The organism is Streptomyces sp. NPDC002690, from assembly GCF_053592415.1.
Genome location: NZ_JBSFVR010000006.1, coordinates 30,737 through 52,900, shown reverse-complemented (window position 1 = coordinate 52,900; position 22,164 = coordinate 30,737). Strand labels below are relative to the sequence as shown.

Sequence of the window (22,164 nt, the reverse complement as noted above, 5' to 3'; positions counted from 1 at the left end):
CTCGGACACGACCCAAGGCCCTCAGGCGGCGTCCGCGCCCTTGAGGATCGACTCGACGAGCGCGAGCTCGTCGGCGTCGAAGTCCAGGTTGCGGCTGGCCTCCACGCTGTTCTCCAGCTGGGCGACGCTGCTCGCGCCCACCAGCGCGGAGGTGACCCGGCCGCCGCGCAGCACCCAGGAGAGCGCCAGCTGGGCCAGCGACTGGCCCCGCTCCTTGGCCACCGCGTCGAGCGCCCGCAGCTTCTCCACCAGCGCGGGAGTGACGGCGTCCGCCGTCAGGAACGGGCTGGAGCCCGCCGCCCGCGAGCCCTCGGGGATGCCGTCGAGGTAGCGGTCGGACAGCATGCCCTGGGCGAGCGGCGAATACGCGATGGAGCCGGCCCCGACCTCGTCCAGCACGTCCAGGAGGCCGTCCTCCACCCAGCGGTCCAGCATCGAGTAGCGCGGCTGGTGGATGAGGAGCGGGGTGCCCAGGTCCTTGAGGATGGCCGCGGCCTCGCGGGTCTGCTCCGGCGAGTAGTTGGAGATGCCGGCGTAGAGCGCCCGCCCGGAGCGGACAGCGGTGTCGAGTGCCCCCATCGTCTCCTCCATCGGGGTGTCCGGGTCGGGACGGTGGGAGTAGAAGATGTCGACGTACTCCAGGCCCATCCGTCCGAGGCTCTGGTCGAGCGAGGAGAGCAGGTTCTTGCGGGAGCCCCACTCGCCGTACGGGCCCGGGCCCATCAGGTAGCCGGCCTTGGTGGAGATGATCAGCTCGTCGCGGAGCGTGGCGAAGTCGGTCGCCAGCGAGCGACCGAGGGTGAGCTCGGCGGAGCCGGGCGGCGGGCCGTAGTTGTTCGCCAGGTCGAAGTGGGTGACGCCCAGGTCGAACGCCCGGCGCAGGATGGCGGCCTGCGTGTCCGGCGTCCGGTCGCCACCGAAGTTGTGCCACAGGCCGAGGGAGAGCGCGGGCAGCAGGAGGCCGCTGCGCCCGGTGCGCCGGTAGGGCATGGCGGAGTAGCGGTCGGCGGACGGAAGGTACATACGAAAGGCTCCGCGAGGTCGTCGGACGGGCACTCCGGTCCGGAGTGCCGGGGGCTCTCTCCGCGGCGGGTATCCGCTGAGGGGGTCCTTCCCCAGGCTGACGGAGAAAGATCCAGCAGTCCAACGGGAAACAGCTCTGGCATTCATCGTTTAGATTCATCAATCATGGAATTGCGTCAGCTGGAGCACTTCGTCACCGTCGCGGAGGAGCAGCACTTCACCCGGGCCGCCGAGCGCCTCGCCGTGTCCCAGTCGGGTCTGTCGGCGTCCGTGCGGGCGCTGGAGCAGGAGCTGCGGACGCCGTTGTTCAGCCGGACGACCCGGTCGGTACGGCTCACGGAGGCGGGGCGGGCGCTGCTGGTGGAGGCGGTGCGGACGCTGGCCGGGGCCCGGGCGGCGCGCGACGCCGTGGATGCCGTACGGGGGCTGCTGCGCGGCACGCTGACGGTGGGGGTGGAGCAGTGCGTGGCGGGGGTGAGCCCGGCCAGGCTGCTGGCGGCGTTCCACCGGGAGCACCCGCACATGGAGATCCGGCTCCGCCAGGAAGGCACGATGAGCCTGCTGGACGGGGTGGCGGACGGGCGGCTCGACCTGGCGTTCGCGGCGACGGTGTCCCCGCTGGAGTGGCGCGGGGAGCTGATCCCCCTGGCGACGGAGGAGATGGTGGTGCTGTGCTCCGCCGGGCACCGGTTCGCCGGGCTGCCGGGGGTCGAGTGGGGTGCGCTGCCCGAGGAGTCATTCATCGACTTCCATCCGGACTGGGGTCCCCGGCGGGCCGCCGACGCGGCCTTCGCCTCGGCGGGGGTGCGCCGGACGGTGGCCCTGGAGGTGAACGACGTGCACAGCCTGCTGGAGCTGGTCCAGGAAGGGCTGGGCATCGCGGTCGTCCCGCGCCACTTCGCGCGCAAGCCGGAGGCGGCGCGGCTGGTGGCCCTGGACCTCGTGGCGCCGGAGGCGTCCGGCCCAGGGAGCGGGCCGCGACCGGCGCGGTACGAAAGCGTGGTGGTGCTTCCGCCGCAGCGGGCGACGAGCCCGGGGGCGCGGGCGCTGGTGTCCCTGGTGACGTCGGCGCGGGAGCGGGACGAGGAGTAGCCGGCGTCGGCCGATGTGCCTGAGACCATGAGCCGCCCCCGGTCCCCGGTGGGCGCGCGACGACGGCTGCGGCACCCGTCGGGCACCCGGGGCGACCCCGCGGAAGCGATTTGCCGGAATTCGACCAACTGAGCAGCTCCGCGTGGCACATGACGGTCAATCAGGGAGGCTGGAAGGTGACTTGTGACGCGGTTCGGGCGGGTGCTTAATGAGTCTTCGCGTGAACACGGGTCAACTCCGAGGAGATGCATGGAAGCGAACGGGCCACCGCCGCCACCGTCACGACCACCCACCGCGGCGGGCTCACCCGCGTCGCCGCAGCCCGCCCGCCCTCGCGCCTCCTCGCCCCCTCCACCGATGGCGCCACCCGTGCGTGCGCAGTCTCCTGGTTCACCCGCGCTCGATCTGCGCGTCACGAAGAGGCTGCTGTGGGTGGGGGGAGCCGCGTACCCGCTCCAGAACGTCGCCCGCGTCTACACGTTCGTGCTCCACCCGAAGCGCAAGGAGGCGGTCCTCCTCTTCCTCAAGCGCACGGCGCTGACCGTCGTGGTGGCGATGGCCCTCGCGCTGTTCGGCACCATCGCCACGTTTCTCGCGCGGGAGGAGAGCTTCGGCGGGGTCATGGGGTTCATCTGGTTCGTCACCGTGGGCGGCTTGGTCTACTACCTGGTGGACATGCTGACCGTGCTGACGGCGTCCTCGCACTACGTGCTGGCCGTCGAATCCAACGGCCGGTCGACGGCCCTGGTCACGGGCCACCCCGGCCACCTCGACCAGCTCGTTCATCAGATCGCGCATGCCATCGAGCACCCGGACACCGAACTGAACGTCCGCGTCGAGCGGCTGACCATCAGCAACCCCAGCAACTACTACTTCGGCGACACGGTGAACATGTACGGCGGCACCGGCAACACGGGGATGGCATCGGGATGAGCGGAGACAGTTACAACTTCGGCAACGTGGTCAACATGCACGGTGGCTCTCACAACACCGGCATGGTCAACCACGCGCCCGCTCAGGACCCGCAGCCCGTCGATCAGGCGCTGCAGGAAGCGATCGACGAGCTGATCGAGCTGTTGCGGGACCTGCGGACGCAGGTGGCACCGGCGACCGCGCAGCGCATCGACGCCTCGCTCCCGGCCGTCTCCGCGGTTCCCGCCGCGGCCCCCGCGGAGCGGCTGAGCACCCTGGAGGCCGTCGCCGGCATCGCCGCGACCGTGGGCGCGATCGGCGACCCCGTCATCAGCACCGTACGTTCGCTGATGGAACTGGTCGGGCTCTGAGGGGCCCGGACCGGGCGGGGCGCCGGGTCCGGGCACCCGGGCGGGCGCCGAACAGCTCCGGCTCCCCGCTTCGGCGGGCGGTCAGTCCTCGTGTCCGAGCTGGAGATCGCGTTCGGTCCGGCCGCCGCCTGCGACCTGGAGAACGGTGGCCACCGGCGGGTAACCGGCCGCGATCACGGTGTACTCGCCGGTCGAGAGGTCCACGAAGCGGAACGCCCCGTCCGGACCGGTGGTGAGGGTGTCGACGACGTTGCCCGCGGCGTCGAGCAGAGTGACCCGGGCGTCCTCGACGAGCCTCCCGCCCGAGGCGCGTACGACCCCGCGCAGCACCGCGCCGCCGGCCAGCTCGATGTCCTGGCGGGTCTCGCGGGCGGCCTGCACGCTGACCGGGAGCGCGGCGGGCCGGAAGGCGGCGGCGCTGGCGGCGAGGGTGTACTCGCCCGCGACCAGTTCCCCGATGACGTAACCGCCCTCGTGGCCGGTCCGGGTGGCGGCGACGACCTCGCCGCGTACGTCGGTGAGGGTGACGGTCGCCTCGCGGACCGGGGCGCCGTCCGGGGTGAGGACCCGGCCGGCGAGGCGGCCGGCGCCGCCGAGCACGATGTCGAGCTGGACCGGCCGCTCGCCGACGGTGACGCTGACGGCCTGCGGCTGGTGCCCTCCCGCCGCGGCGATCAGGACGTAACTGCCGGAGCCGGGCACGCTCAGCGCGTACCGCCCGTCCCCGTCGCTGGCGCCCCGACCCACCTGGTGACCCTGGGCGTCGATGAGGGTGAGCGCCGCCCGGGGCACCGTGGTCCCGTCCTGGTGCTGGACGCAGCCGCGTACCGGCACCCCGGCGACATGGGCGATCACGACGGGCGCGGCCGCGGGGACGGGTACGGGCACGGGCACGGCAGCCGGTGCGGCGGCGGGGACGGCACGGGCGGCGGGGATGTCGGCGGGCTCGGCGGCCGCTTCGGGGCTGTGGTGGGACACCAGCGGTTTCTCCTTGAGGAAGAAGGCGAGGGCGAGACCGGTCAGCAGGACCGGCACCAGGTAGAGGAAGATCCGCGGCATCGCGTCCACGTACGCCTGGATGTACGCGTCGCGCAGCGCCGGGTCCAGCGTGCGGATCAGCTGCGGGGTGACGGACTTCGCGTCGGGCAGACCGGCGTCGGCGGGCAGGCGGACGGCGAGGGCGTCCGCGAGGCGTCCGGCGAACAGCGTCCCGAAGATCGCCGCTCCGACACTGCCGCCGATCTGCCGGAAGTAGTTGTTGGCGCTGGTGGCGGTGCCGAGGTCGGTGGGGCGTACGGAGTTCTGCACCGCGAGCACCAGCACCGGCATGACGAGCCCGATCCCGATGCCGAGGACGGCCTGGGCGAGGCTGTACTCCAGCCGGGAGGTGCCCAGTTCCAGCCGGGAAAGCAGCCACATGCCGACCACCGAGAGCGCGCTGCCGACGATGGGGTGGATGCGGTAGTGGCCGGAGCGGGAGATCATCTGGCCGGAGACGATGGAGGCGCCCACGATGCCGCCCATCATCGGCAGCATCAGCAGCCCCGACTCGGTGGCGCTCACACCGTCGACCATCTGGAGATAGGTCGGCAGGTAGCTCGCCGCGCCGAACAGCGCCACGCCGATGACGGCACCGACCAGTCCGCTGACGTTGAAGACGGAGTCGCGGAAGAGCCGCAACGGAATGATCGGTTCTGCGGCGCGGGCCTCGACGGCGACGAAGAGCAGTGCGGTGACGACCGCGCCTGCCGCGAGGGCCACGATGGTCGGCGATCCCCAGGCGTATTCGGTGCCGCCCCAGCTGGTCACCAGCACCAGGCAGGTGGAGGCCACGGCGAGCAGTGCGGCGCCCGGCACGTCGAGTTTCGGGCGGACCCCGGGCCGGGGCAGCTTCAGCACGACGGCGATGACCGCGAGGGTCGCCAGTCCGAACGGCACGTTGATGTAGAAGCACCAGCGCCAGCTGACGTGGTCGGTGAAGAAGCCGCCGAGCAGCGGTCCGGCCACGGACGCCAGCCCGAAGACGCCGCCGATGAGCCCCATGTAGCGGCCCCGCTGCCGGGGCGGCACGATGTCCGCGATGATCGCCTGCACGCCGATCATCAGCCCGCCGCCGCCGATGCCCTGGAGCGCGCGGAAGGCGATCAGCTGGTCCATGGTGCGCGACCAGCCGGCGAGCGCGGAGCCGACGACGAACACGACGATGGCGAACTGGAAGACGCCCTTGCGTCCGAAGAGGTCGCCGAGTTTGCCGTAGAGCGGCAGCACGATCGTGGACGCCAGCAGATAGGCGGTGACCGCCCAGGACATCTTGTCGAGTCCGTGCAGTTCGCCGACGATCTTCGGCAGCGCGGTGGCGACGATCATCTGGTCGAGGGCCGCGAGCAGCATGGTGAGCATCAGCCCGATGAAGACCGTCCGGACCTGACGGGCGTTCACCTCGCCGTCCCGCGCCGGCGGGCCGGGTGCGGAGCTCTTCTCGCGGGCGGCGGACGACCCGGCCCGTACGGGCAGTTCCTCGGTCGGGGTGTCGTCCGGGGGGAGTACGGACGGGTGCCCGGCTTCGCCCTCCCGGTCCCCCGACCCGTCCGGTCCGCCCTCGACCAGCATGCTGCCACCCACCACGGAACGCTCCCCTCGTCGCACTGCGCCGCACATTTCTCGCATCGGGCAGCAAGGCGGGGCAAACGACTTCGAGCGGCCCGGACGGCGTGCGCGGAGGCAAACGCGCCGGTGAGAGCGGCGTGGGGCGCACAACAGGTTGCCCTGGAAAACCACTCGTTACGGTGAGGCGGCCGAGCCGCCGAGTGGCGGGCGGGACACGGGGGAACGGGGACCGGCGCGCGGACGGTGGCGGTCGGCCCACCGTCCGGCGACGGGACCTACTTGGCGGTCTTCTCGACCTCGGTGGCGAGGTTCTGGAGCAGCTCGTCGTAGATGCGGGCAAGCCCCTTGGGAGCGAAGGTCCGCTCGAAGAAGCCTCCGATGCCGCCCGCACCGTTCCAGACGGTGGAGACGACCGCCTTGGAGCGGCCCTCTCCGGCGGGGGTGACGGTCCAGGTGGTGACCATGGAGGAGTTGCGGTCCTTCTCGACCAGCTGGCCGTCGGTCGGCTCGGTCACCTCCAGGAGGCAGTCGCGCACCCGCTTGGATGTGGCCTGGAGCTTCCAGTGGACGAGGGTGCCTTCACCGTCGCCGCCTTCGCGGACCTCGTACTCGCTGAAGTGTCCGGGCAGCACCTTGCCCCGGACCTCCTTGTAGTCGGCCAGCGCGTCGAACACCGTCTCCGCGTCCGCCGCGATGGTCCGCTCCGTCGTGGCTTCGACCTGCGCCATGGCTGTTCCTCCAGCACTTGGTTGATGGGGGCTTGGGCCTGCATCGAGTTCCGGGCCGGGCTCGCGACGTCGAACTCGATACGGGCCCTGGCTGAGCCAACCACCCCGGGAGGGTCCGCTCAAAATCGGGGCGGTGAACCTCCGGCCAGACCCTCCCTTCCCTTGCCGGCCACGACCTGGCCGGAAGTCGCCCCACAGCCCTCCGGAAAGGTGTCCCGCACGATCAAGGGAACATATGTTCTATTGTCGGAATCGAGCCACCGAGGAGGTGCCGATGCGCTGGGACCACTTGGTCGAGAGCCCCAAGAGCCCCGAGAACCCCGAGAAACCTGCGAACACCGGGAACACCGGGAACACCGGGAACACCGGGAACACCGGGAACTCCGGGAACACCGGGAACACCGCCGGCGACGGAATCGCCGCGAGCAGCCGCGCCGCCGACAGCGCGCTCTTCGCGGCGGACGCGGTGACCAGGCGTGTCTTCGACACTCCTGAGTTCAAGGGCATGACCTTCTACGAGATCCGCGCCCGCTCGCTCGTGAACCGGGTGCCCGGAGCCTCCCGGATGCCGTTCGAATGGACGCTCAACCCGTACCGAGGGTGCGCTCACGCGTGCGTGTACTGCTTCGCCCGCAAGACGCACAGCTATCTGGACCTGGACACCGGGGCCGGTTTCGACTCGCAGATCGTGGTCAAGGTCAACGCGGTCGAGCTGCTCCGGCGGGAACTCGCTTCCCCCCGATGGCGCGGGGAGCACCTCGCGATGGGCACCAACGTCGACTGTTATCAGCGCGCGGAGGGACGCTACCGCCTCATGCCGGGGATCATCGGCGCTCTGCGCGACCGCGCGAACCCGTTCTCGATCCTGACCAAGGGCACGCTGATCCTGCGCGATCTGGAGCTGCTCCGGCAGGCCGCCGAGGTGACCGAGGTGTCCGTCTCCGTCTCGGTGGGGTTCACCGACCGCGAGCTGTGGCGGACCGTCGAACCCGGCACCCCCGCCCCCGGACGCCGGCTGGACGCCGTACGCGCCCTGACCGACGCGGGCATCGGCTGCGCGGTCCTGATGGCCCCGGTGATCCCGTTCCTCGGCGACCACCCGGACCAGTTGCGGACCACGGTTCGCGCGATCGCGGAGGCCGGAGCCACCTCCGTGACTCCGCTCGTGCTGCACCTGCGGCCGGGCGCCCGCGAGTGGTTCATGGAGTGGCTGGGCCGCCACCACCCGCCCCTCGTCGCCCGGTACGAGCGAATGTACGCGGGCGGGTCGTACGCCCCGACCTGGTACCAGCGGCGGATCACGCGTCAGGTGCACCGGATCGCCGCCGAGTTCGGCATCGGCCCGTCCGGCTGGGGCACCGCCCGGCGGATCGCCCCGTCCGGCCCGCCGGAGGGCGGTGCGTCCGGGAAGGGCCCGACGCCGGGGCCCACCCAGCTCACGCTGCTGTGAGACGGGCCCCCGGTGCGGCTCCCCCGCACCGGGCGGTTCCACGCGGGAACGGCGCCGACCGGCCGCCCGTACGGGTCAACTCCGGCCCGATCGCGTCGGGCCCGGGCGGAACGCGGGGAGCATCCGGCCGAGGCTGCGCCCCCGCAGCCGCGACCCCTCGCCCTCGGAGCCCGTATGACGAACCGTGCAGGAATCCTGGTCGCCGCGAGTGCGGTGGTCGCCGGTCTGGTGACCGGCGTGCCCGCTCCGGCGACCGCCGACACCGGCGCCGCGCCCGCGCCCTTGAAGTGGACCGCGTGCGCCACGGACGCCCGGCCGACGCTCCAGTGCGCCACCGTCCTGGCCCCGCTCGACCACGCCCACCCCGACGACCGCCGGGTCACGCTCGCGCTGACCCGCGTCCCGCACACCGCGAAGACCTTCCAGGGGCCGCTGCTGGTCAACCCGGGCGGTCCCGGCGGCAGCGGACTGAATCTGGCCGGATTCGTGTCCACCGCCCTGCCCGCCGGGGTCGCCGCCCAGTACGACGTGATCGGCTTCGACCCGCGCGGCGTCGGGAAGAGCACCCCGGCAGTCGACTGCGTGCCGGGGTACTTCCAGCCGGTGCGCCCCGGATCGGTACCCGCCTCCCTCTCCGCCGAGCGGGCGCTCCGCGACCGGGCCGCCTCGTTCGCCGAGGCGTGCGGAAGCAAGTACGGCGACCTGCTGCCGTACATGGACACCCGGAGCACGGCCCAGGACCTGGACGTGATCCGCGAAGCCCTCGGCGCGCGGCGGATCAACTACTTCGGCTACTCCTACGGCACCTACCTCGGCGCGGTCTACGCCCAGCTCCACCCGGACCGGGTGCGGCGGTTCGTGCTCGACTCCGTCGTGGACCCCGAGGGCGTCTGGTACGAGGACAACATCGCCCAGGACTACGCGTTCGACGCCCGCCACAAGGCGTTCGCCGCCTGGGTGGCGAAGAACGACGCGACGTACCGCCTCGGTACGGACCCCGACGCCGTCGAGGCGGCCTGGTACCGGATGCGGGCGGCGGTCGCCGCGAAGCCGGCCGGCGGCAAGGTCGGTCCGGGGGAGCTGGAGGACACCTTCCTGCCCGGCGGCTACTACAACGGCTACTGGCCCCACCTCGCCGAGGCGTTCGCGTCGTACGTGAACGACGCCGACGAGAAGGCACTCCTCGCCGCCTACGAACGGTTCGGCGAAGCCGGCGACGACAGCAACGGCTACTCCGTCTACACGGCGGTCCAGTGCCGCGACGCCGCCTGGCCCGCGGACTGGTCCACCTGGCGCGGCGACGCGCGGGCGGCGGACGCGAAGGCGCCCTTCATCGCCTGGAACAACACCTGGTACAACGCGCCGTGCGCGAGCTGGCCGGTGGAGCCGCTCGGCCCGGTACGGATCGCGAACGACGCGGTGCCGCCGGTGCTGCTCTTCCAGGCGACCGAGGACGCGGCCACCCCGTACGAGGGCGGGCTGAGCATGCACCGCAAGCTCAAGGGCTCCCGGCTGGTCGTGGAGCAGGGCGGCGGGAACCACGGCATCACCCTGAGCGGCAACACCTGTCTCGACGGCTACCTGTCGGAGTACCTCGCGACCGGCGCGCTGCCGGCCGCGACCGACGGCGAGCACCCGGACGCGGTGTGCGCCACGCGGCCGGACCCGAAGCCGCTGCCCGCCGAGAAGGCGTTGCGCGCCACCGACAGCGGGACCACCTCGGGCAACGGCGGCGGAACCCTGCACGGACTGCTCGGTTTCCGGGGCTGACCGGCGCGCGGACCCGGCAAACTCCCCGGGCGGGGCGTATCCACGCACGTCGGCCGGGAGGGGGGAGCCGGCGCGAGCGGCTCGCCGGGGGTGGCGCGGTGGACCTGGTGGCCGTGACCGGGCCGCCTGGTTCACCGGCGCCGGAGGCCGTCGGCCGGGCCTGCCGCGGCGCCCGTCGCGAGGACGCCGGCAGCCGGACCGGGGCGGTGAGCCGTCCGTCCGGTCGCTCACCCCGCGGGGAGCAGGCTGAGGGCCTCGGCGGCGGCACCGGAGAGCCTGGGGTGGGGCAGCGCCGACTCCAGGACCGCCCGGGCCCGCTCGTCGCCGAGCTGTCCGAGTCCCTCCACGCACGCCAGCGCCACCCGCCAGTGCGGCTCCTCGGGTGCCGGTGCCGCGTCAGCCGAGGTTTGCGACGGGGCGAACCTTGGCCGGCGCGGCACCAGCAGCCGCTCCAGGGTGGCGATCAGCGCGGGTGCGGACTCCGGGGCGCGCAGCGCGGTCAGCAGGCGCACGGGGTGGAGGGCGTACGCGGAGCGCAGGGGGTTCGTGGCGAGCGCGGCGGCCGCCCGGGGCGTGCGCGGGTCGCGCAGCTCGGCGAGGGCGTGGGCGGCGCAGGCGCAGCGCTCGGGGTCCCGGTGGTTGAGCAGCAGCACGAGGGCCTCGAAGGCCCGGCGGTCGCCGGCGCAGCCGAGCCGGAAGGCGGCGAGTTCCCGGGACCAGAGCGGGCGGCCGGGTTCGACGAGCGCCCGGGCCAGCTCCTCCCGGTCGGCGGTGGAGGCGAGCCGCGCGCACTCCGCCTCTCCCGCCGGACCGGCCTCGCCCCACAGCCGGGCCGTCAGCGACTCGGCGAGGTGCGTGGTGAGCGGCCCCGCGACCGACCCGGTGCGTGTTTCCGCAGGTGCTTCCGTGCGTGATCCCGGCTCCTCGTCCATGACGCTCAGCGTATCCACGGACACGTTCCGTGCAGAGGGTGCGGACGTTCGCACACACGGTCAAGTGTGGTCCAGGGCACAAGGGTTCCGGGCTGGCGCGCTCGTTACCCGCCGGTTAGTCTCATGTGAGCGGGGCACACTCCCCGCAGGCTCCGGTGGCCTGGTGACGCAGCCATCCGGAGTGCATGTCGGTTCGGCGGTCTTCGTGAGCAGCGAAAGCCCCGTGTGGCGCGACCCGGGACAGGGTCCGTCCCCCTCGGGCCCGGGACGTGTTTCCCGTGGTCCGGCCCGTACACCTCGACACGCCTTCCGCACGCGCGCGTTCCTTCGCCCCTCGTGCGCGCCGTGCTCCCTCACAGTCGTCACTCACCCTGGAGTCCCGTGATGGACACCCCGTTCTCCACCATCGCCGTCGTCGGTCTCGGCACCATGGGCGCCGGCATCGCCGAGGTTCTGGCCCGCGCGGGCCGCGAGGTCATCGGCATCGACACCGACCCGGCTGCGGCCCGTCGGGCGGTCGCCTCGCTGGAGGTCTCCACCGCCCGCGCCGTGCGCCGCGAACGCCTCACCGAGCGGGAACGCGACGACGTCCTCGCCCGTTTCCGCACCTTCTCCGATCTGTCGGCGGCAGCCGACGCCGAACTCGTCATCGAGGTGGTGCCGGAGTCGTACGAGATCAAGCAGCAGGTGATCCGGGAGCTGGACGCGGTGGTGGCGCCGGGCACCATCCTGGCGACCGGCACCAACGCCCTGTCCGTGACCCGGCTGGCCGCCGAGTCGCTGCGTCCGGAGCGGGTGCTCGGGCTCCACTTCTTCAACCCGGCACCGGCGATGAAGCTCGTGGAGGTGGTCTCCTCGGTGCTGACCGCCCCGCCCGCCGTGGAGGCCGTCACCGCGCTGGCGCGCGAGCTGGGCAAGGAGCCGGTCGCGGTCGGCGACCGCCCGGGGTTCGTCGCGGACGGGCTGCTCTTCGGCTACCTCAACCAGGCCGCCGCCATGTACGAGGCGAACTACGCCTCCCGCGAGGACATCGACGCCGCGATGAAGCTCGGCTGCGGGCTCCCGATGGGACCGCTGGCGCTGCTCGACCTGATCGGCATCGACACCGCCCGCACGGTGCTGGAGGCCATGTACGCCGCCTCGCACGACCGGCTGCACGCGCCCGCACCGGTCCTCGGTCAGCTCAGCGAGGCCGGGCTGACCGGCCGCAAGGCGGGCCGCGGCTTCTACTCGTACGCGGCTCCGGGCAGCCAGGACGTGGTGCCGGACGCGCTCACTCCGGGCGCGGGCGCGGCCGGCGTCCCGGGGCGTACGGTCACCGCGGTCGGGGTGGCGGGCTCGGGCACCATGGCGTCCGGCATCGCGGAGGTCTTCGCGAAGGCCGGGTACGCGGTGGTGCTCGCGGCCCGGACCCAGGAGAAGGCGGACACCGCCAAGGGGCGGATCGCGAGGTCCCTCGACCGCTCGGTGGCCAAGGGGCGGCTGACCGCCGGGGCGCGGGACGAGACACTGGCCCGGATCACTCCGGCCGGCTCCCTGGACGCGTTCGCCGAGGTCGATCTCGCGGTGGAGGCGGTCGCCGAGGACCTGCTGGTCAAGCAGCAGCTCTTCGGGACGCTGGACAAGGTCTGCAAGCCGGGCGCGGTGCTCGCCACCACCACCTCCTCGCTGCCGGTGGTGTCCGTCGCGCGGGCCACGTCCCGGCCCCAGGACGTGATCGGGATGCACTTCTTCAACCCGGCGCCCGCGATGAAGCTCGTCGAGGTGGTCCGTACGGTGCTGACCGCCGACGACGTGCACGCCACCGTCCGGGAGGTTTGCGCGAAGGTGCGCAAGCACCCGGTGGACTGCGGCGACCGGGCCGGGTTCATCGTGAACGCGCTGCTCTTCCCGTACCTCAACAACGCGATCAAGATGGTCGAGGAGCACTACGCGACGCTGGACGAGATCGACGCCGCGATGAAGCTCGGCGGCGGCTATCCGATGGGCCCGTTCGAGCTGCTGGACGTGGTCGGGCTGGACGTCTCCCTCGCCATCGAAAAGGTGCTGCACCAGGAGTTCCGCGACCCGGGGCTGGCCCCCGCGCCCCTGCTGGAGCACCTGGTCGCCGCGGGATGCCTGGGCCGCAAGACGGGGCGCGGCTTCCGCGAGCACGCGCGGCGCTGACACCGGTGCCCGGCCCCCGGTGGCGGTCCGCCCGGTCGTACGGGCCCTCCGCCACCGGGGGCCTTCCCGGACGGTTTGACCTTGTCGTGGCGACAACGTTTCTACTGGGGTCATGAGAATCGGAGAGCTCGCCGGCATCGTCGGTGTCACGACCCGCGCCGTGCGGCACTACCACCGCATCGGTCTGCTGCCCGAGCCGCCGCGGCAGCCCAACGGCTACCGCGACTACACGCTGAGCGACGCCGTCGAGCTGGCTCGCGTCCGCCGGCTGACCGAACTCGGCCTGAGTCTTGACGAGGTCGGGGACGTCCTGGGGGACGACAAGGGCAAGGACCCCCTGGAGATCCTCGCCGAGCTGGACGCCGACCTGGCACGCCAGGAAGAGGGCATCCGGCAGCGGCGCGTCCGGTTGGGCCGGCTGCTGGAGCAGGCGAAGCTGACCGGCAGGCTGCCCGCCGAGGCCCCGGTCTCCCCGGAGCTCGCCGCCTTCTTCGACGACATGGCCCGCGCGTCGGCGCGGCTGCCCGGACCCGAACCCGCGATGGCGGCCAGGGAACGGGAACTGCTGGCCCTCGTGGAGACCGGCTCGCCGGACGTCGACCGGGACCGACTGCACGCCCTGCTCCACGCCATGGGGCGGAGCCTGAATGCGGACGCCGAGGCCGTGCGACGCGCTCACGCGGTCTACGACCTCGTGGAAGCGCTGGTAGGGGCGGACGAAGACGATCCGCTCGTGGAGGAAGCCGCCCGGGCGATCGCCGGGAGCCTCCCGGACGCGGTGGTGCGGGCGTTCACGACGACGGAGGGAAAGAGTGGACCGGGTGCGGAGAGCGGTCTCGCGGACGTCCTCCTCGCCGAGTTCCCTCCCGCGCAGGCGGCGGCCGTCCGCCGTGCCGTGGAGCTGCTCAAAGAACCCGTGGTCGGGGAGCGTGCGGAGTGAGGGCGGTGCCAACGACCGTGCGTCGGCTGGCCGGCCACCAGGCTGCCCTCGCGGCCGATCTCCAGCGCTGGGCAACCCGTCGCGGCCCGCAGGGCGTGGGCGAGGGCGACCACCCCGTTGCGTACGCGCCGGCCCAGGCGGCGACCCTGTACGGCCTCCTCTTCGTCTGCGTGGTCGAGACCGTCGCCCTCGCCGTCGTGATCCCCTGGCCGGTGGTGCACGCCGTCGCACTCGTCCTCGACCTCTGGGGCTGCTGTTTCCTGCTGGCCCTGCACGCCTCCTGCGTGGTGTGTCCGCACGTCATCGGGGCGGACGGCTCGCTGCGCCTGCGCTTCGGGGCCCTGCTCGACGTCCGCGTCCCGGCGGACCGGGTGGCTTCCGTCCGGCTGGAACGACGGTTCCCCGCCGGAAGGCCGGCCTCCGTGGACGAGTACGGCACCGCGGACATCGCCGTCGGAGGTCAGACCACGGTCACTGTGGAACTCACCGAGCCGCTGGGCTACGCACGGGCCCTGGGCCGGCGGGCCGAGGCCCGCGTCTTCCGCTTCTACGCGGACGACCCGGTGTCCGCGGTCGCGGCCCTACGGGCAAACAGCGGCTCGTCCTCCGGCGCCGTCGTCGCCCCGGGCCCATAGCCGACGGGCGCCGGAGGGATGTGGCCGGATGCCGGCCCCTCACGGTGTCCGGCCGGTCGTGCGGGACCTTGATCCGCCGGAGACCACCTCGGGCACATTCCCCGTCACCCATGGAGTACGTTCACACCATGTCCCAGCCCGCCAGGTCACCCCGTGCCACCGCCGCCTCCGACGCCCCGGAGAGCACGGCAGTCACCCGCGCCGCAGCCCAACGGCTCAAGATGCGCCGCGAGTTGGCCGCCGCCGCCATGGAGCTCTTCGCGACCCAGGGCTACGAGGGCACCACCGTCGACGAGATCGCCGGCGCCGCGGGCGTGGCCCGGCGGACCTTCTTCCGGCACTTCCGGTCGAAGGAGGAGGCGATCTTCCCGGACCACGACGACACCCTGGTCCGTGCGGAGGCGGTGCTGAACGCGGCCCCCTCCCACGAGCACCCGCTCGACACGGTGTGCCGGGGCATCAAGGAGGTCATGAAGATGTACGCGGCCAAGCCCGCCGTCTCCGTGGCCCGCTACAAGCTCACCCGCGAGGTACCGGCACTCCGCGAGGCCGAGATCGCCTCGGTGGCCCGCTACGAGCGGCTGTTCACGCGCTACCTGCTGGGCCACTTCGACGAGCGCGACAGCCATGTGGGCAACGACGACCCGCTGCTCGCCGAGGTCGCCGCGTCGGCCGTGGTGACCGCCCACAACCACGTGCTGCGGCGTTGGCTGCGGGCGGACGGCAAGGGAGACGTGGAGGACCAGCTGGACCACGCGTTCGCCATCGTCCGGGAGACCTTCGGCACCGGGATCGGTGCGGGCCGGATCACCGGCACCGATCCGGCGAAGTCGGCGGCGGCGCCCGCCGCTTCGGTGACGACGGACGGTGAGGTACTGGTCGCGGTGGCGCGGACGGACGCCCCGCTCGACGAGGTCATGCGGACGATCCAGCAGGCTCTGAAGGAGCGCTGAGGACGGGTCCGCCGGAGCCGCCGGAGCACGGCCCCGGGTTCAGGCGGGCTCGGGCAGGCCCGGCCCGCCGACGGCGGCCGGGATCTCCCACGGCGGCGGCAGGGTCCCCTCGCTCCAGCCCGCCAGCGCGTCCGCGTCGACGCAGACGATCCCGCACGCCGCCGCGTACTCGGCGGCGGGTGCGGTGAACTCCCCCGTGCTCACCACGACCGCCACCTCGGCGCCGTGGACGGCGTAACAGGTCCCGCCGAACCGCTGGAGATCCTGCGAGCCGACCTTGTTCGCCGGTCCGTAACGCTTGCACTGGACGACGAGGCGCCGGCCGTCCGGGGCGGTGGCGAGCACGTCGGCGCCGAGGTCCCCGGCACCGCCCACCACCTCCGCGTCCCGGCAGCCGTCGCGTCGGCAGAGTTCGGCCACGGCCTCCTCGAAGGCGTACGGGTCGAGGGCCGCGAAGTCCACCGGAGCCGGTTCGCACCCCGGCTCGGAGACGGGTTCGGAGACGGGTTCGTACCCCGGCTCGTACACGGTCACCGGCTCGTCCCACCGCGCCGCCGCGGTCGCCTCGTCGATCTCCGCCAGCGCGGTGTCCACCAGGTCCTCCGCGGCCTCGGTGACGGCTGCCGCCAGCCGCGCGGCGCGCCTGCGCCGGTGGCGCCGGCGCAGCGGCAGGACCGCGCCCGCGCACACGAGCGGGGCGAGGGCGCCCCAGAGGACGGGATGCCCGCCCATGGCGTCCCAGACCCTGCGGCCGAGCAGACCGCCGGCCCAGAGCAGGAGTGCCGCGAGGGCGAATCCCACGGCTGTGCGGCGGAGGCTGAAGTCCCTGCGGCGTGTCCGCGTACGCCCGCGTATTCCTGTCGGCATCCCGTTCCCACCCCTCGTCATGGCCGGGTCCGTGCCCTGCCCGCGCGCCCCACGAGACGCAAGACGCAAGATCATCCGATGGGGCGTCTGCCCCGGAGCGGGTGATCGACGCGGACCCTGCCGAAATTCGTTGGCCGGGCACCTCGGGGTGTGGTCAGGTACGCCGATGCGTACCCACGAGGAACTTCTTGCCCTGTTCGATCACGAGATGCGGGAACACGCCCGCCCCGACGGCCCCGGCGCACGGGTGGAGCGGGACGGACCGGTGGTCCGCCAGAGCGGCGCCGCCGACGCCTGGACCGCCGTCGTGTGGTCGTCCCCGGGACTCGACGGGGAGGCCGCCGACGCGGCCGTGGCGGCCCAGGTCGCGTACTGCGTGGCACGGGGTGTCACGTCCTTCGAGTGGAAGCTCTACGGTCACGACCGCCCCGCCGACCTGGGCGATCGGCTGCGGGCGGCGGGGTTCGTCGCGGAGCCGCCGGAGACACTGATGGTGACGGCGGTGGCCGACCTGCCGGCCGACGCCGGGCCGCCCGCCGGGGTCGAGGTGCGCGAGGTGCACGACGAGGCCGGGGTGCACCTGATGGCCGACGCGCACGAGGCGGCGTTCGGTGCGGACGCCTCGTGGCTCCGCGACCACCTGCTGGCGCGGCTGGCGGCGGCGCCGGAGGACTTCTTCGGGCTGGTGGCGGTGGCGGACGGGCTGCCGGTGAGCTCGGCACGGATGGAGCTGTACCCGGGCACCTCCTTCGCGGGGCTGTGGGGCGGCGGAACGCACCCGGCGTGGCGAGGGCGTGGCATCTACCGGTCGCTGGTGGCGCACCGGGCGCGTACCGCCGCCGCGCACGGGGTGGAGTACCTCCAGGTCGACGCCTCGGCGGACTCCGCGCCGATCCTGGCACGGCTGGGCTTCGCGGCACTCACGAGCACGACGCCGTACGTGTACCGCATCGCGTCGTAGCCCTTCTCCTGCGGGACAGACCGCTCCAGAACGCCCATGGTGTTGCTCATGCGTGCCCATCGGATGACAAGTGAGAGAAATTGTTGGCACTCGGTGCCTTGCCAGCTGTCACGCAGTGCCATACGTTGAAGGTGTCCGGGCGGCCGGCGTACCGGATCTCACGTACGCCGGCTGTCCCCGCGAGCCGACCGTGCCCGCGCGCCCGGACGCCTGCGTCACAGGCACCCTTCCGCTCCACCGAGCACGCCCGCACCACCCGCCGAACCGACGGCACACCTCCAGACCGCACCGCTCCCTGTCCGCAGGGACCACCGAAGCGTTCCTCACCAGCGTTCCCCTGGCTCTCGGCCCGTTCGAGCAGGGGAGACACCACCCGCCGGAGGCATCACCGTGAAGGAAATCCTGGACGCGATCCAGTCGCAGGAAAGCACCGCAGCCGACTTCGCGGCGCTGCCCCTCCCCGAGTCCTACCGCGCGGTGACCGTGCACAAGGACGAAGCGGGGATGTTCGAGGGGCGCGCCACCCGCGACAAGGACCCGCGCGAATCGCTCCACCTCGACGAGGTCCCGCTGCCCGAACTCGGCCCGGGCGAGGCCCTGGTCGCCGTCATGGCCAGCTCGGTGAACTACAACTCCGTCTGGACCTCGATCTTCGAGCCGGTGTCCACCTTCGGGTTCCTGGAGCGGTACGGCAGGCTCAGCGAGCTGACCAAGCGCCACGATCTGCCGTACCACGTCATCGGATCCGACCTGGCGGGCGTCGTGCTGCGCACAGGACCCGGCGTGAACGCCTGGCACCCGGGCGACGAGGTCGTCGCGCACTGCCTCTCCGTCGAACTGGAGTCGTCCGACGGCCACAACGACACGATGCTCGACCCCGAGCAGCGCATCTGGGGCTTCGAGACCAACTTCGGCGGGCTCGCCGAGATCGCGCTCGTCAAGTCCAACCAGCTGATGCCCAAGCCCGACCACCTCAGCTGGGAGGAGGCGGCGGCCCCCGGGCTCGTCAACTCGACCGCGTACCGCCAGCTCGTCTCGCGCAACGGCGCGGGCATGAAGCAGGGCGACAACGTGCTGATCTGGGGGGCGAGCGGTGGACTCGGTTCGTACGCCACCCAGTTCGCGCTGGCCGGCGGCGCCAACCCGATCTGCGTGGTCTCCAACGACCAGAAGGCGGACATCTGCCGGCGGATGGGCGCCGAGGCGATCATCGACCGCAGCGCCGAGGGCTACAAGTTCTGGAAGGACGAGGGCCACCAGGACCCCCGTGAGTGGAAGCGGTTCGGCAAGCGCATCCGCGAACTGACCGGCGGCGAAGACGTCGACATCGTCTTCGAGCACCCCGGCCGCGAGACCTTCGGCGCCTCCGTCTACGTGACGCGCAAGGGCGGCACGATCGTCACCTGCGCCTCCACCTCCGGGTACACCCACGAGTACGACAACCGCTACCTGTGGATGTCGCTCAAGAAGATCGTCGGCTCGCACTTCGCCAACTACCGCGAGGCGTGGGAGGCGAACCGGCTGGTGGCGAAGGGCAAGATCCACCCGACGCTCTCCCGCGTGTACACGCTGGAGGAGACCGGACAGGCCGCCCACGACGTCCACCGCAACGTCCACCAGGGCAAGGTCGGCGTCCTCGCGCTGGCCCCGCGCGAGGGCCTGGGCGTGCGCGACGAGGAGCTGCGCGCGAAGCACATCGACGCCATCAACCTGTTCCGCGACACCCCCGCGGAACCGGCCGCCACCCCTTCCCGCGAGAACGTCTGAGGTCTCCCGATGACCGAACGTCACAAGGACCGTCCCTGGCTCATGCGGACGTACGCGGGCCACTCGACGGCCGAGGCGTCCAACGAGCTCTACCGGCGCAACCTCGCCAAGGGCCAGACCGGTCTCTCCGTCGCCTTCGACCTGCCCACCCAGACCGGTTACGACCCCGACCACGTCCTCGCCCGCGGCGAGGTCGGCCGGGTCGGCGTGCCGGTCTCCCATCTCGGCGACATGCGCCGGCTGTTCCAGGACATCCCACTGGAGCAGATGAACACCTCGATGACGATCAACGCCACCGCGATGTGGCTGCTGGCGCTCTACCAGGTCGTCGCCGAGGAGCAGGGCGCGGACCCCGGCAAGCTCCAGGGCACCACGCAGAACGACATCGTCAAGGAGTACCTCTCGCGCGGGACGCACGTCTTCCCACCCGGGCCCTCCCTGCGGCTGACCACCGACATGATCACGTACACGGTCAACCGCGTCCCCAAGTGGAACCCGATCAACATCTGCAGCTACCACCTCCAGGAAGCCGGGGCCACGCCCGTCCAGGAGATCGCGTACGCCATGTCCACGGCCGTCGCCGTACTGGACGCGGTGCGCGACTCCGGGCAGGTGCCCGAGGAGAAGTTCGGCGCGGTGGTGGCGCGCATCTCCTTCTTCGTGAACGCGGGCGTCCGCTTCATCGAGGAGATGTGCAAGATGCGCGCCTTCGGCCGGATCTGGGACCGGATCACCCGCGAGCGGTACGGCATCACCGACCCCAAGCAGCGGCGGTTCCGCTACGGCGTCCAAGTCAACTCCCTCGGCCTCACCGAGGCGCAGCCGGAGAACAACGTCCAGCGCATCGTGCTGGAGATGCTGGCCGTCACCCTCTCCAAGGACGCCCGCGCCCGTGCGGTGCAACTCCCCGCGTGGAACGAGGCGCTGGGGCTGCCGCGCCCCTGGGACCAGCAGTGGTCGCTCCGCATCCAGCAGGTCCTCGCGCACGAGAGCGACCTGCTGGAGTACGAGGACATCTTCGACGGCTCGCGGGTGATCGAGGCGAAGGTGGACTCGCTCGTGGAGGAGGCGCTGGAGGAGATCGACCGGATCGAGCAGATGGGCGGCGCGATGGCCGCCGTCGAGTCCGGCTACCTCAAGTCCGAACTGGTCGCCTCGCACGCGGAGCGGCGGGCCCGGATCGAGAGCGGCGAGGAGAAGATCATCGGCGTCAACGTCCACGAGACGACCGAGCCCAGCCCGCTCACCGCGGACCTGGACGGCGCCATCATGACGGTCGACCCCGAGAACGAGGCGCGGGTGGTGGCCGCCCTGCACGCCTGGCGCGACGCACGCGACGAGGCGCGCGCCACCGAGTCCCTGGCCGCCCTGAAGAAGGCCGCCGCCGGTACGGACAACCTGATGGCGGCGACCGTCGAGTGCGCCCGCGCCGGGGTGACCACCGGGGAGTGGTCCTGGGCGCTGCGGGACGTGTTCGGCGAGTTCCGGGCGCCGACCGGGGTCTCCTCGGCCCCGGTCGCCGTCACCGCCGAGCCGGGCACCCCGCTGGCCGCGGTCCGCGCGAAGGTGGCCCGTACCGCCGAGGACCTCGGCTGCGGACGGCTGCGGCTGCTGGTCGGCAAGCCGGGACTCGACGGACACTCCAACGGCGCCGAGCAGATCGCCGTGCGCGCCCGCGACGCCGGGTTCGAGGTGGTCTACCAGGGCATCAGGCTGACGCCCGAACAGATCGTCTCCGCCGCGCTGGCCGAGGACGTGCACTGCGTGGGCCTGTCGATCCTCTCCGGCTCGCACGCCGAACTCGTCCCCGACGTGCTCCAGCGGCTGCGCGGGGCCGGCGCGGACGACGTCCCGGTGATCGCGGGCGGGATCATCCCGCCCGCCGACGCCGCCGCCCTCGTCCGGGCCGGGGTAGCCGCCGTCTTCACCCCGAAGGACTTCGGTATCACGGAGATCATCGGCCGTATCGTCGACGAGATCCGCAAAGCCAACAAGCTCGACCCTCTGGAGGTCCCCGCATGACCACGCCCACGCCCGTGAACCGGCTGCGCCCCCGCCGCTCGTGTCTGGCCGTGCCCGGCTCCAACCCGCGCTTCCTGGAGAAGGCCCAGGGGCTCCCGGCCGACCAGGTCTTCCTCGACCTGGAGGACGCCTGCGCGCCGCTCGCCAAGGAAGGGGCGCGGCACACCATCGTCGACGCGCTCAACAACGGCGACTGGACCGGCAAGACCCGGGTGGTGCGGGTCAACGACTGGACCACGCACTGGACGTACCGGGACGTCATCACGGTCGTCGAGGGCGCCGGGCCGAACCTCGACTGCATCATGCTGCCGAAGGTCCAGGACGCCGAGCAGGTCGTGGCGCTGGACCTGCTGCTCACGCAGATCGAGAAGACGATGGGCTTCGAGGTCGGCCGGATCGGCATCGAGGCGCAGATCGAGAACGCCAAGGGCCTGGTGAACATCGACACCATCGCGGCGGCGTCGCCCCGGCTGGAGACACTGATCTTCGGCCCGGCCGACTTCATGGCGTCCATCAACATGAAGACCCTGGTGGTCGGCCAGCAGCCGCCCGGCTACGGCGCCGACGCGTACCACTACATCCTGATGCGCATCCTGATGGCGGCCCGTACGCACGACCTCCAGGCGATCGACGGACCGTTCCTGCAGATCCGTGACGTGGACGCCTACCGCGAGGTGGCCGGCCGGGCCGCGGCGCTGGGCTTCGACGGCAAGTGGGTGCTGCACCCGGGCCAGGTCGACGCGGCCAACGAGGTCTTCTCGCCGTCGCAGGAGGACTACGACCACGCCGAGCTGATCCTCGACGCCTATGACTGGTGCACCTCGGAGGAGGGCGGCAAGAAGGGCTCGGCGATGCTCGGCGACGAGATGATCGACGAGGCCAGCCGCAAGATGGCGCTGGTCATCGCGGGCAAGGGGCGGGCGGCCGGGATGCGGCGCACCTCGAAGTTCGAAGCCCCGGAGGCCTGA

The 22,164-nt window shown here is 72.2% G+C and carries 18 protein-coding genes; 13 read left to right on the top strand and 5 right to left on the bottom strand.

Features of this window, described 5'->3' with window-relative positions; all coding sequences use genetic code 11:
- Nucleotides 1–21: 21 nt before the first annotated feature.
- Nucleotides 22–1,023: an aldo/keto reductase gene (locus ACWD3D_RS01830; RefSeq protein ID WP_451458940.1), complete on the bottom strand. Its 1,002-nt coding sequence runs from the start codon at nt 1,021–1,023 to the stop codon at nt 22–24.
- A gap of 165 nt (nt 1,024–1,188) precedes the next feature.
- On the opposite strand from ACWD3D_RS01830, the gene ACWD3D_RS01825 reads away from it, so the two are divergent.
- The 3 genes from ACWD3D_RS01825 (at nt 1,189) to ACWD3D_RS01815 (ending at nt 3,398) form a co-directional block, all read left to right on the top strand.
- Nucleotides 1,189–2,115: a LysR family transcriptional regulator gene (locus tag ACWD3D_RS01825; protein WP_451458939.1), complete on the top strand. Its 927-nt coding sequence runs from the start codon at nt 1,189–1,191 to the stop codon at nt 2,113–2,115.
- Nucleotides 2,116–2,484: 369 nt separating this feature from the next.
- Nucleotides 2,485–3,048: a DUF6232 family protein gene (locus tag ACWD3D_RS01820; protein ID WP_451458938.1), complete on the top strand. Its 564-nt coding sequence runs from the start codon at nt 2,485–2,487 to the stop codon at nt 3,046–3,048.
- A complete protein-coding gene (locus ACWD3D_RS01815) occupies nt 3,045–3,398 on the top strand; it encodes a hypothetical protein (RefSeq protein WP_451458937.1) in 354 nt (117 codons plus the stop codon). Before ACWD3D_RS01820 ends, ACWD3D_RS01815 begins: the two co-directional genes overlap by 4 nt.
- An 81-nt stretch (nt 3,399–3,479) precedes the next feature.
- Here ACWD3D_RS01815 and ACWD3D_RS01810 read toward each other — a convergent pair whose 3' ends face one another.
- Complete coding sequence (locus tag ACWD3D_RS01810; RefSeq protein ID WP_451458936.1) at nt 3,480–6,023, bottom strand: MFS transporter; 2,544 nt, start codon at nt 6,021–6,023, stop codon at nt 3,480–3,482.
- A gap of 257 nt (nt 6,024–6,280) precedes the next feature.
- Entirely contained in the window at nt 6,281–6,733 is a 453-nt protein-coding gene (locus tag ACWD3D_RS01805) for an SRPBCC family protein (RefSeq protein WP_327179021.1), read from the bottom strand.
- 274 nt (nt 6,734–7,007) lie between these two features.
- On the opposite strand from ACWD3D_RS01805, the gene ACWD3D_RS01800 reads away from it, so the two are divergent.
- Nucleotides 7,008–8,183, top strand: a complete 1,176-nt coding sequence (locus ACWD3D_RS01800) for an Rv2578c family radical SAM protein (protein ID WP_451458935.1) — start codon at nt 7,008–7,010, stop codon at nt 8,181–8,183.
- A gap of 174 nt (nt 8,184–8,357) precedes the next feature.
- Nucleotides 8,358–9,953: an alpha/beta hydrolase gene (locus tag ACWD3D_RS01795; RefSeq protein ID WP_451458934.1), complete on the top strand. Its 1,596-nt coding sequence runs from the start codon at nt 8,358–8,360 to the stop codon at nt 9,951–9,953.
- Between the two features lie 227 nt (nt 9,954–10,180).
- Here ACWD3D_RS01795 and ACWD3D_RS01790 read toward each other — a convergent pair whose 3' ends face one another.
- Nucleotides 10,181–10,909, bottom strand: coding sequence for a HEAT repeat domain-containing protein (locus ACWD3D_RS01790; RefSeq protein ID WP_451458933.1), 729 nt, complete (start codon nt 10,907–10,909; stop codon nt 10,181–10,183).
- A gap of 360 nt (nt 10,910–11,269) precedes the next feature.
- Here ACWD3D_RS01790 and ACWD3D_RS01785 point away from each other — a divergent pair, with 360 nt between their 5' ends.
- The 4 genes from ACWD3D_RS01785 (at nt 11,270) to ACWD3D_RS01770 (ending at nt 15,579) form a co-directional block, all read left to right on the top strand.
- Complete coding sequence (locus tag ACWD3D_RS01785; RefSeq protein WP_451458932.1) at nt 11,270–13,051, top strand: 3-hydroxyacyl-CoA dehydrogenase family protein; 1,782 nt, start codon at nt 11,270–11,272, stop codon at nt 13,049–13,051.
- A 112-nt stretch (nt 13,052–13,163) separates the two neighbouring features.
- Nucleotides 13,164–13,991 (top strand): MerR family transcriptional regulator, encoded by an 828-nt coding sequence (locus ACWD3D_RS01780; protein ID WP_451458931.1) that lies wholly within the window; start codon nt 13,164–13,166, stop codon nt 13,989–13,991.
- Between the two features lie 5 nt (nt 13,992–13,996).
- Nucleotides 13,997–14,626 (top strand): hypothetical protein, encoded by a 630-nt coding sequence (locus ACWD3D_RS01775; RefSeq protein WP_451458930.1) that lies wholly within the window; start codon nt 13,997–13,999, stop codon nt 14,624–14,626.
- Between the two features lie 128 nt (nt 14,627–14,754).
- The gene (locus ACWD3D_RS01770; protein ID WP_451458929.1) at nt 14,755–15,579 is read left to right on the top strand and encodes a TetR family transcriptional regulator; all 825 of its coding nucleotides are present in this window, start codon (nt 14,755–14,757) and stop codon (nt 15,577–15,579) included.
- Nucleotides 15,580–15,618: 39 nt separating this feature from the next.
- Here ACWD3D_RS01770 and ACWD3D_RS01765 read toward each other — a convergent pair whose 3' ends face one another.
- The gene (locus ACWD3D_RS01765; protein ID WP_451458928.1) at nt 15,619–16,446 is read right to left on the bottom strand and encodes a restriction endonuclease; all 828 of its coding nucleotides are present in this window, start codon (nt 16,444–16,446) and stop codon (nt 15,619–15,621) included.
- Nucleotides 16,447–16,612: 166 nt separating this feature from the next.
- On the opposite strand from ACWD3D_RS01765, the gene ACWD3D_RS01760 reads away from it, so the two are divergent.
- The 4 genes from ACWD3D_RS01760 (at nt 16,613) to ACWD3D_RS01745 (ending at nt 22,164) form a co-directional block, all read left to right on the top strand.
- Entirely contained in the window at nt 16,613–17,407 is a 795-nt protein-coding gene (locus tag ACWD3D_RS01760) for a GNAT family N-acetyltransferase (protein ID WP_451458927.1), read from the top strand.
- 384 nt (nt 17,408–17,791) lie between these two features.
- A complete protein-coding gene (ccrA, locus tag ACWD3D_RS01755; RefSeq protein ID WP_451458955.1) occupies nt 17,792–19,174 on the top strand; it encodes a crotonyl-CoA carboxylase/reductase in 1,383 nt (460 codons plus the stop codon).
- 9 nt (nt 19,175–19,183) lie between these two features.
- Nucleotides 19,184–21,196: a protein meaA gene (locus tag ACWD3D_RS01750; protein ID WP_451458926.1), complete on the top strand. Its 2,013-nt coding sequence runs from the start codon at nt 19,184–19,186 to the stop codon at nt 21,194–21,196.
- Complete coding sequence (locus tag ACWD3D_RS01745; RefSeq protein ID WP_328718380.1) at nt 21,193–22,164, top strand: HpcH/HpaI aldolase/citrate lyase family protein; 972 nt, start codon at nt 21,193–21,195, stop codon at nt 22,162–22,164. The genes ACWD3D_RS01750 and ACWD3D_RS01745 overlap by 4 nt, the downstream gene beginning before the upstream one ends.

Coding starts and splice junctions, on each gene's coding strand:
- ACWD3D_RS01830 (WP_451458940.1), bottom strand. CDS start 1,023: ATGTACCTTCCGTCCGCCGACCGCTACTCCGCCATGCCCTACCGGCGC.
- ACWD3D_RS01825 (WP_451458939.1), top strand. CDS start 1,189: ATGGAATTGCGTCAGCTGGAGCACTTCGTCACCGTCGCGGAGGAGCAG.
- ACWD3D_RS01815 (WP_451458937.1), top strand. CDS start 3,045: ATGAGCGGAGACAGTTACAACTTCGGCAACGTGGTCAACATGCACGGT.
- ACWD3D_RS01805 (WP_327179021.1), bottom strand. CDS start 6,733: ATGGCGCAGGTCGAAGCCACGACGGAGCGGACCATCGCGGCGGACGCG.
- ACWD3D_RS01800 (WP_451458935.1), top strand. CDS start 7,008: ATGCGCTGGGACCACTTGGTCGAGAGCCCCAAGAGCCCCGAGAACCCC.
- ACWD3D_RS01795 (WP_451458934.1), top strand. CDS start 8,358: ATGACGAACCGTGCAGGAATCCTGGTCGCCGCGAGTGCGGTGGTCGCC.
- ACWD3D_RS01785 (WP_451458932.1), top strand. CDS start 11,270: ATGGACACCCCGTTCTCCACCATCGCCGTCGTCGGTCTCGGCACCATG.
- ACWD3D_RS01780 (WP_451458931.1), top strand. CDS start 13,164: ATGAGAATCGGAGAGCTCGCCGGCATCGTCGGTGTCACGACCCGCGCC.
- ACWD3D_RS01770 (WP_451458929.1), top strand. CDS start 14,755: ATGTCCCAGCCCGCCAGGTCACCCCGTGCCACCGCCGCCTCCGACGCC.
- ACWD3D_RS01765 (WP_451458928.1), bottom strand. CDS start 16,446: ATGCCGACAGGAATACGCGGGCGTACGCGGACACGCCGCAGGGACTTC.
- ACWD3D_RS01760 (WP_451458927.1), top strand. CDS start 16,613: ATGCGTACCCACGAGGAACTTCTTGCCCTGTTCGATCACGAGATGCGG.
- ACWD3D_RS01750 (WP_451458926.1), top strand. CDS start 19,184: ATGACCGAACGTCACAAGGACCGTCCCTGGCTCATGCGGACGTACGCG.
- ACWD3D_RS01745 (WP_328718380.1), top strand. CDS start 21,193: ATGACCACGCCCACGCCCGTGAACCGGCTGCGCCCCCGCCGCTCGTGT.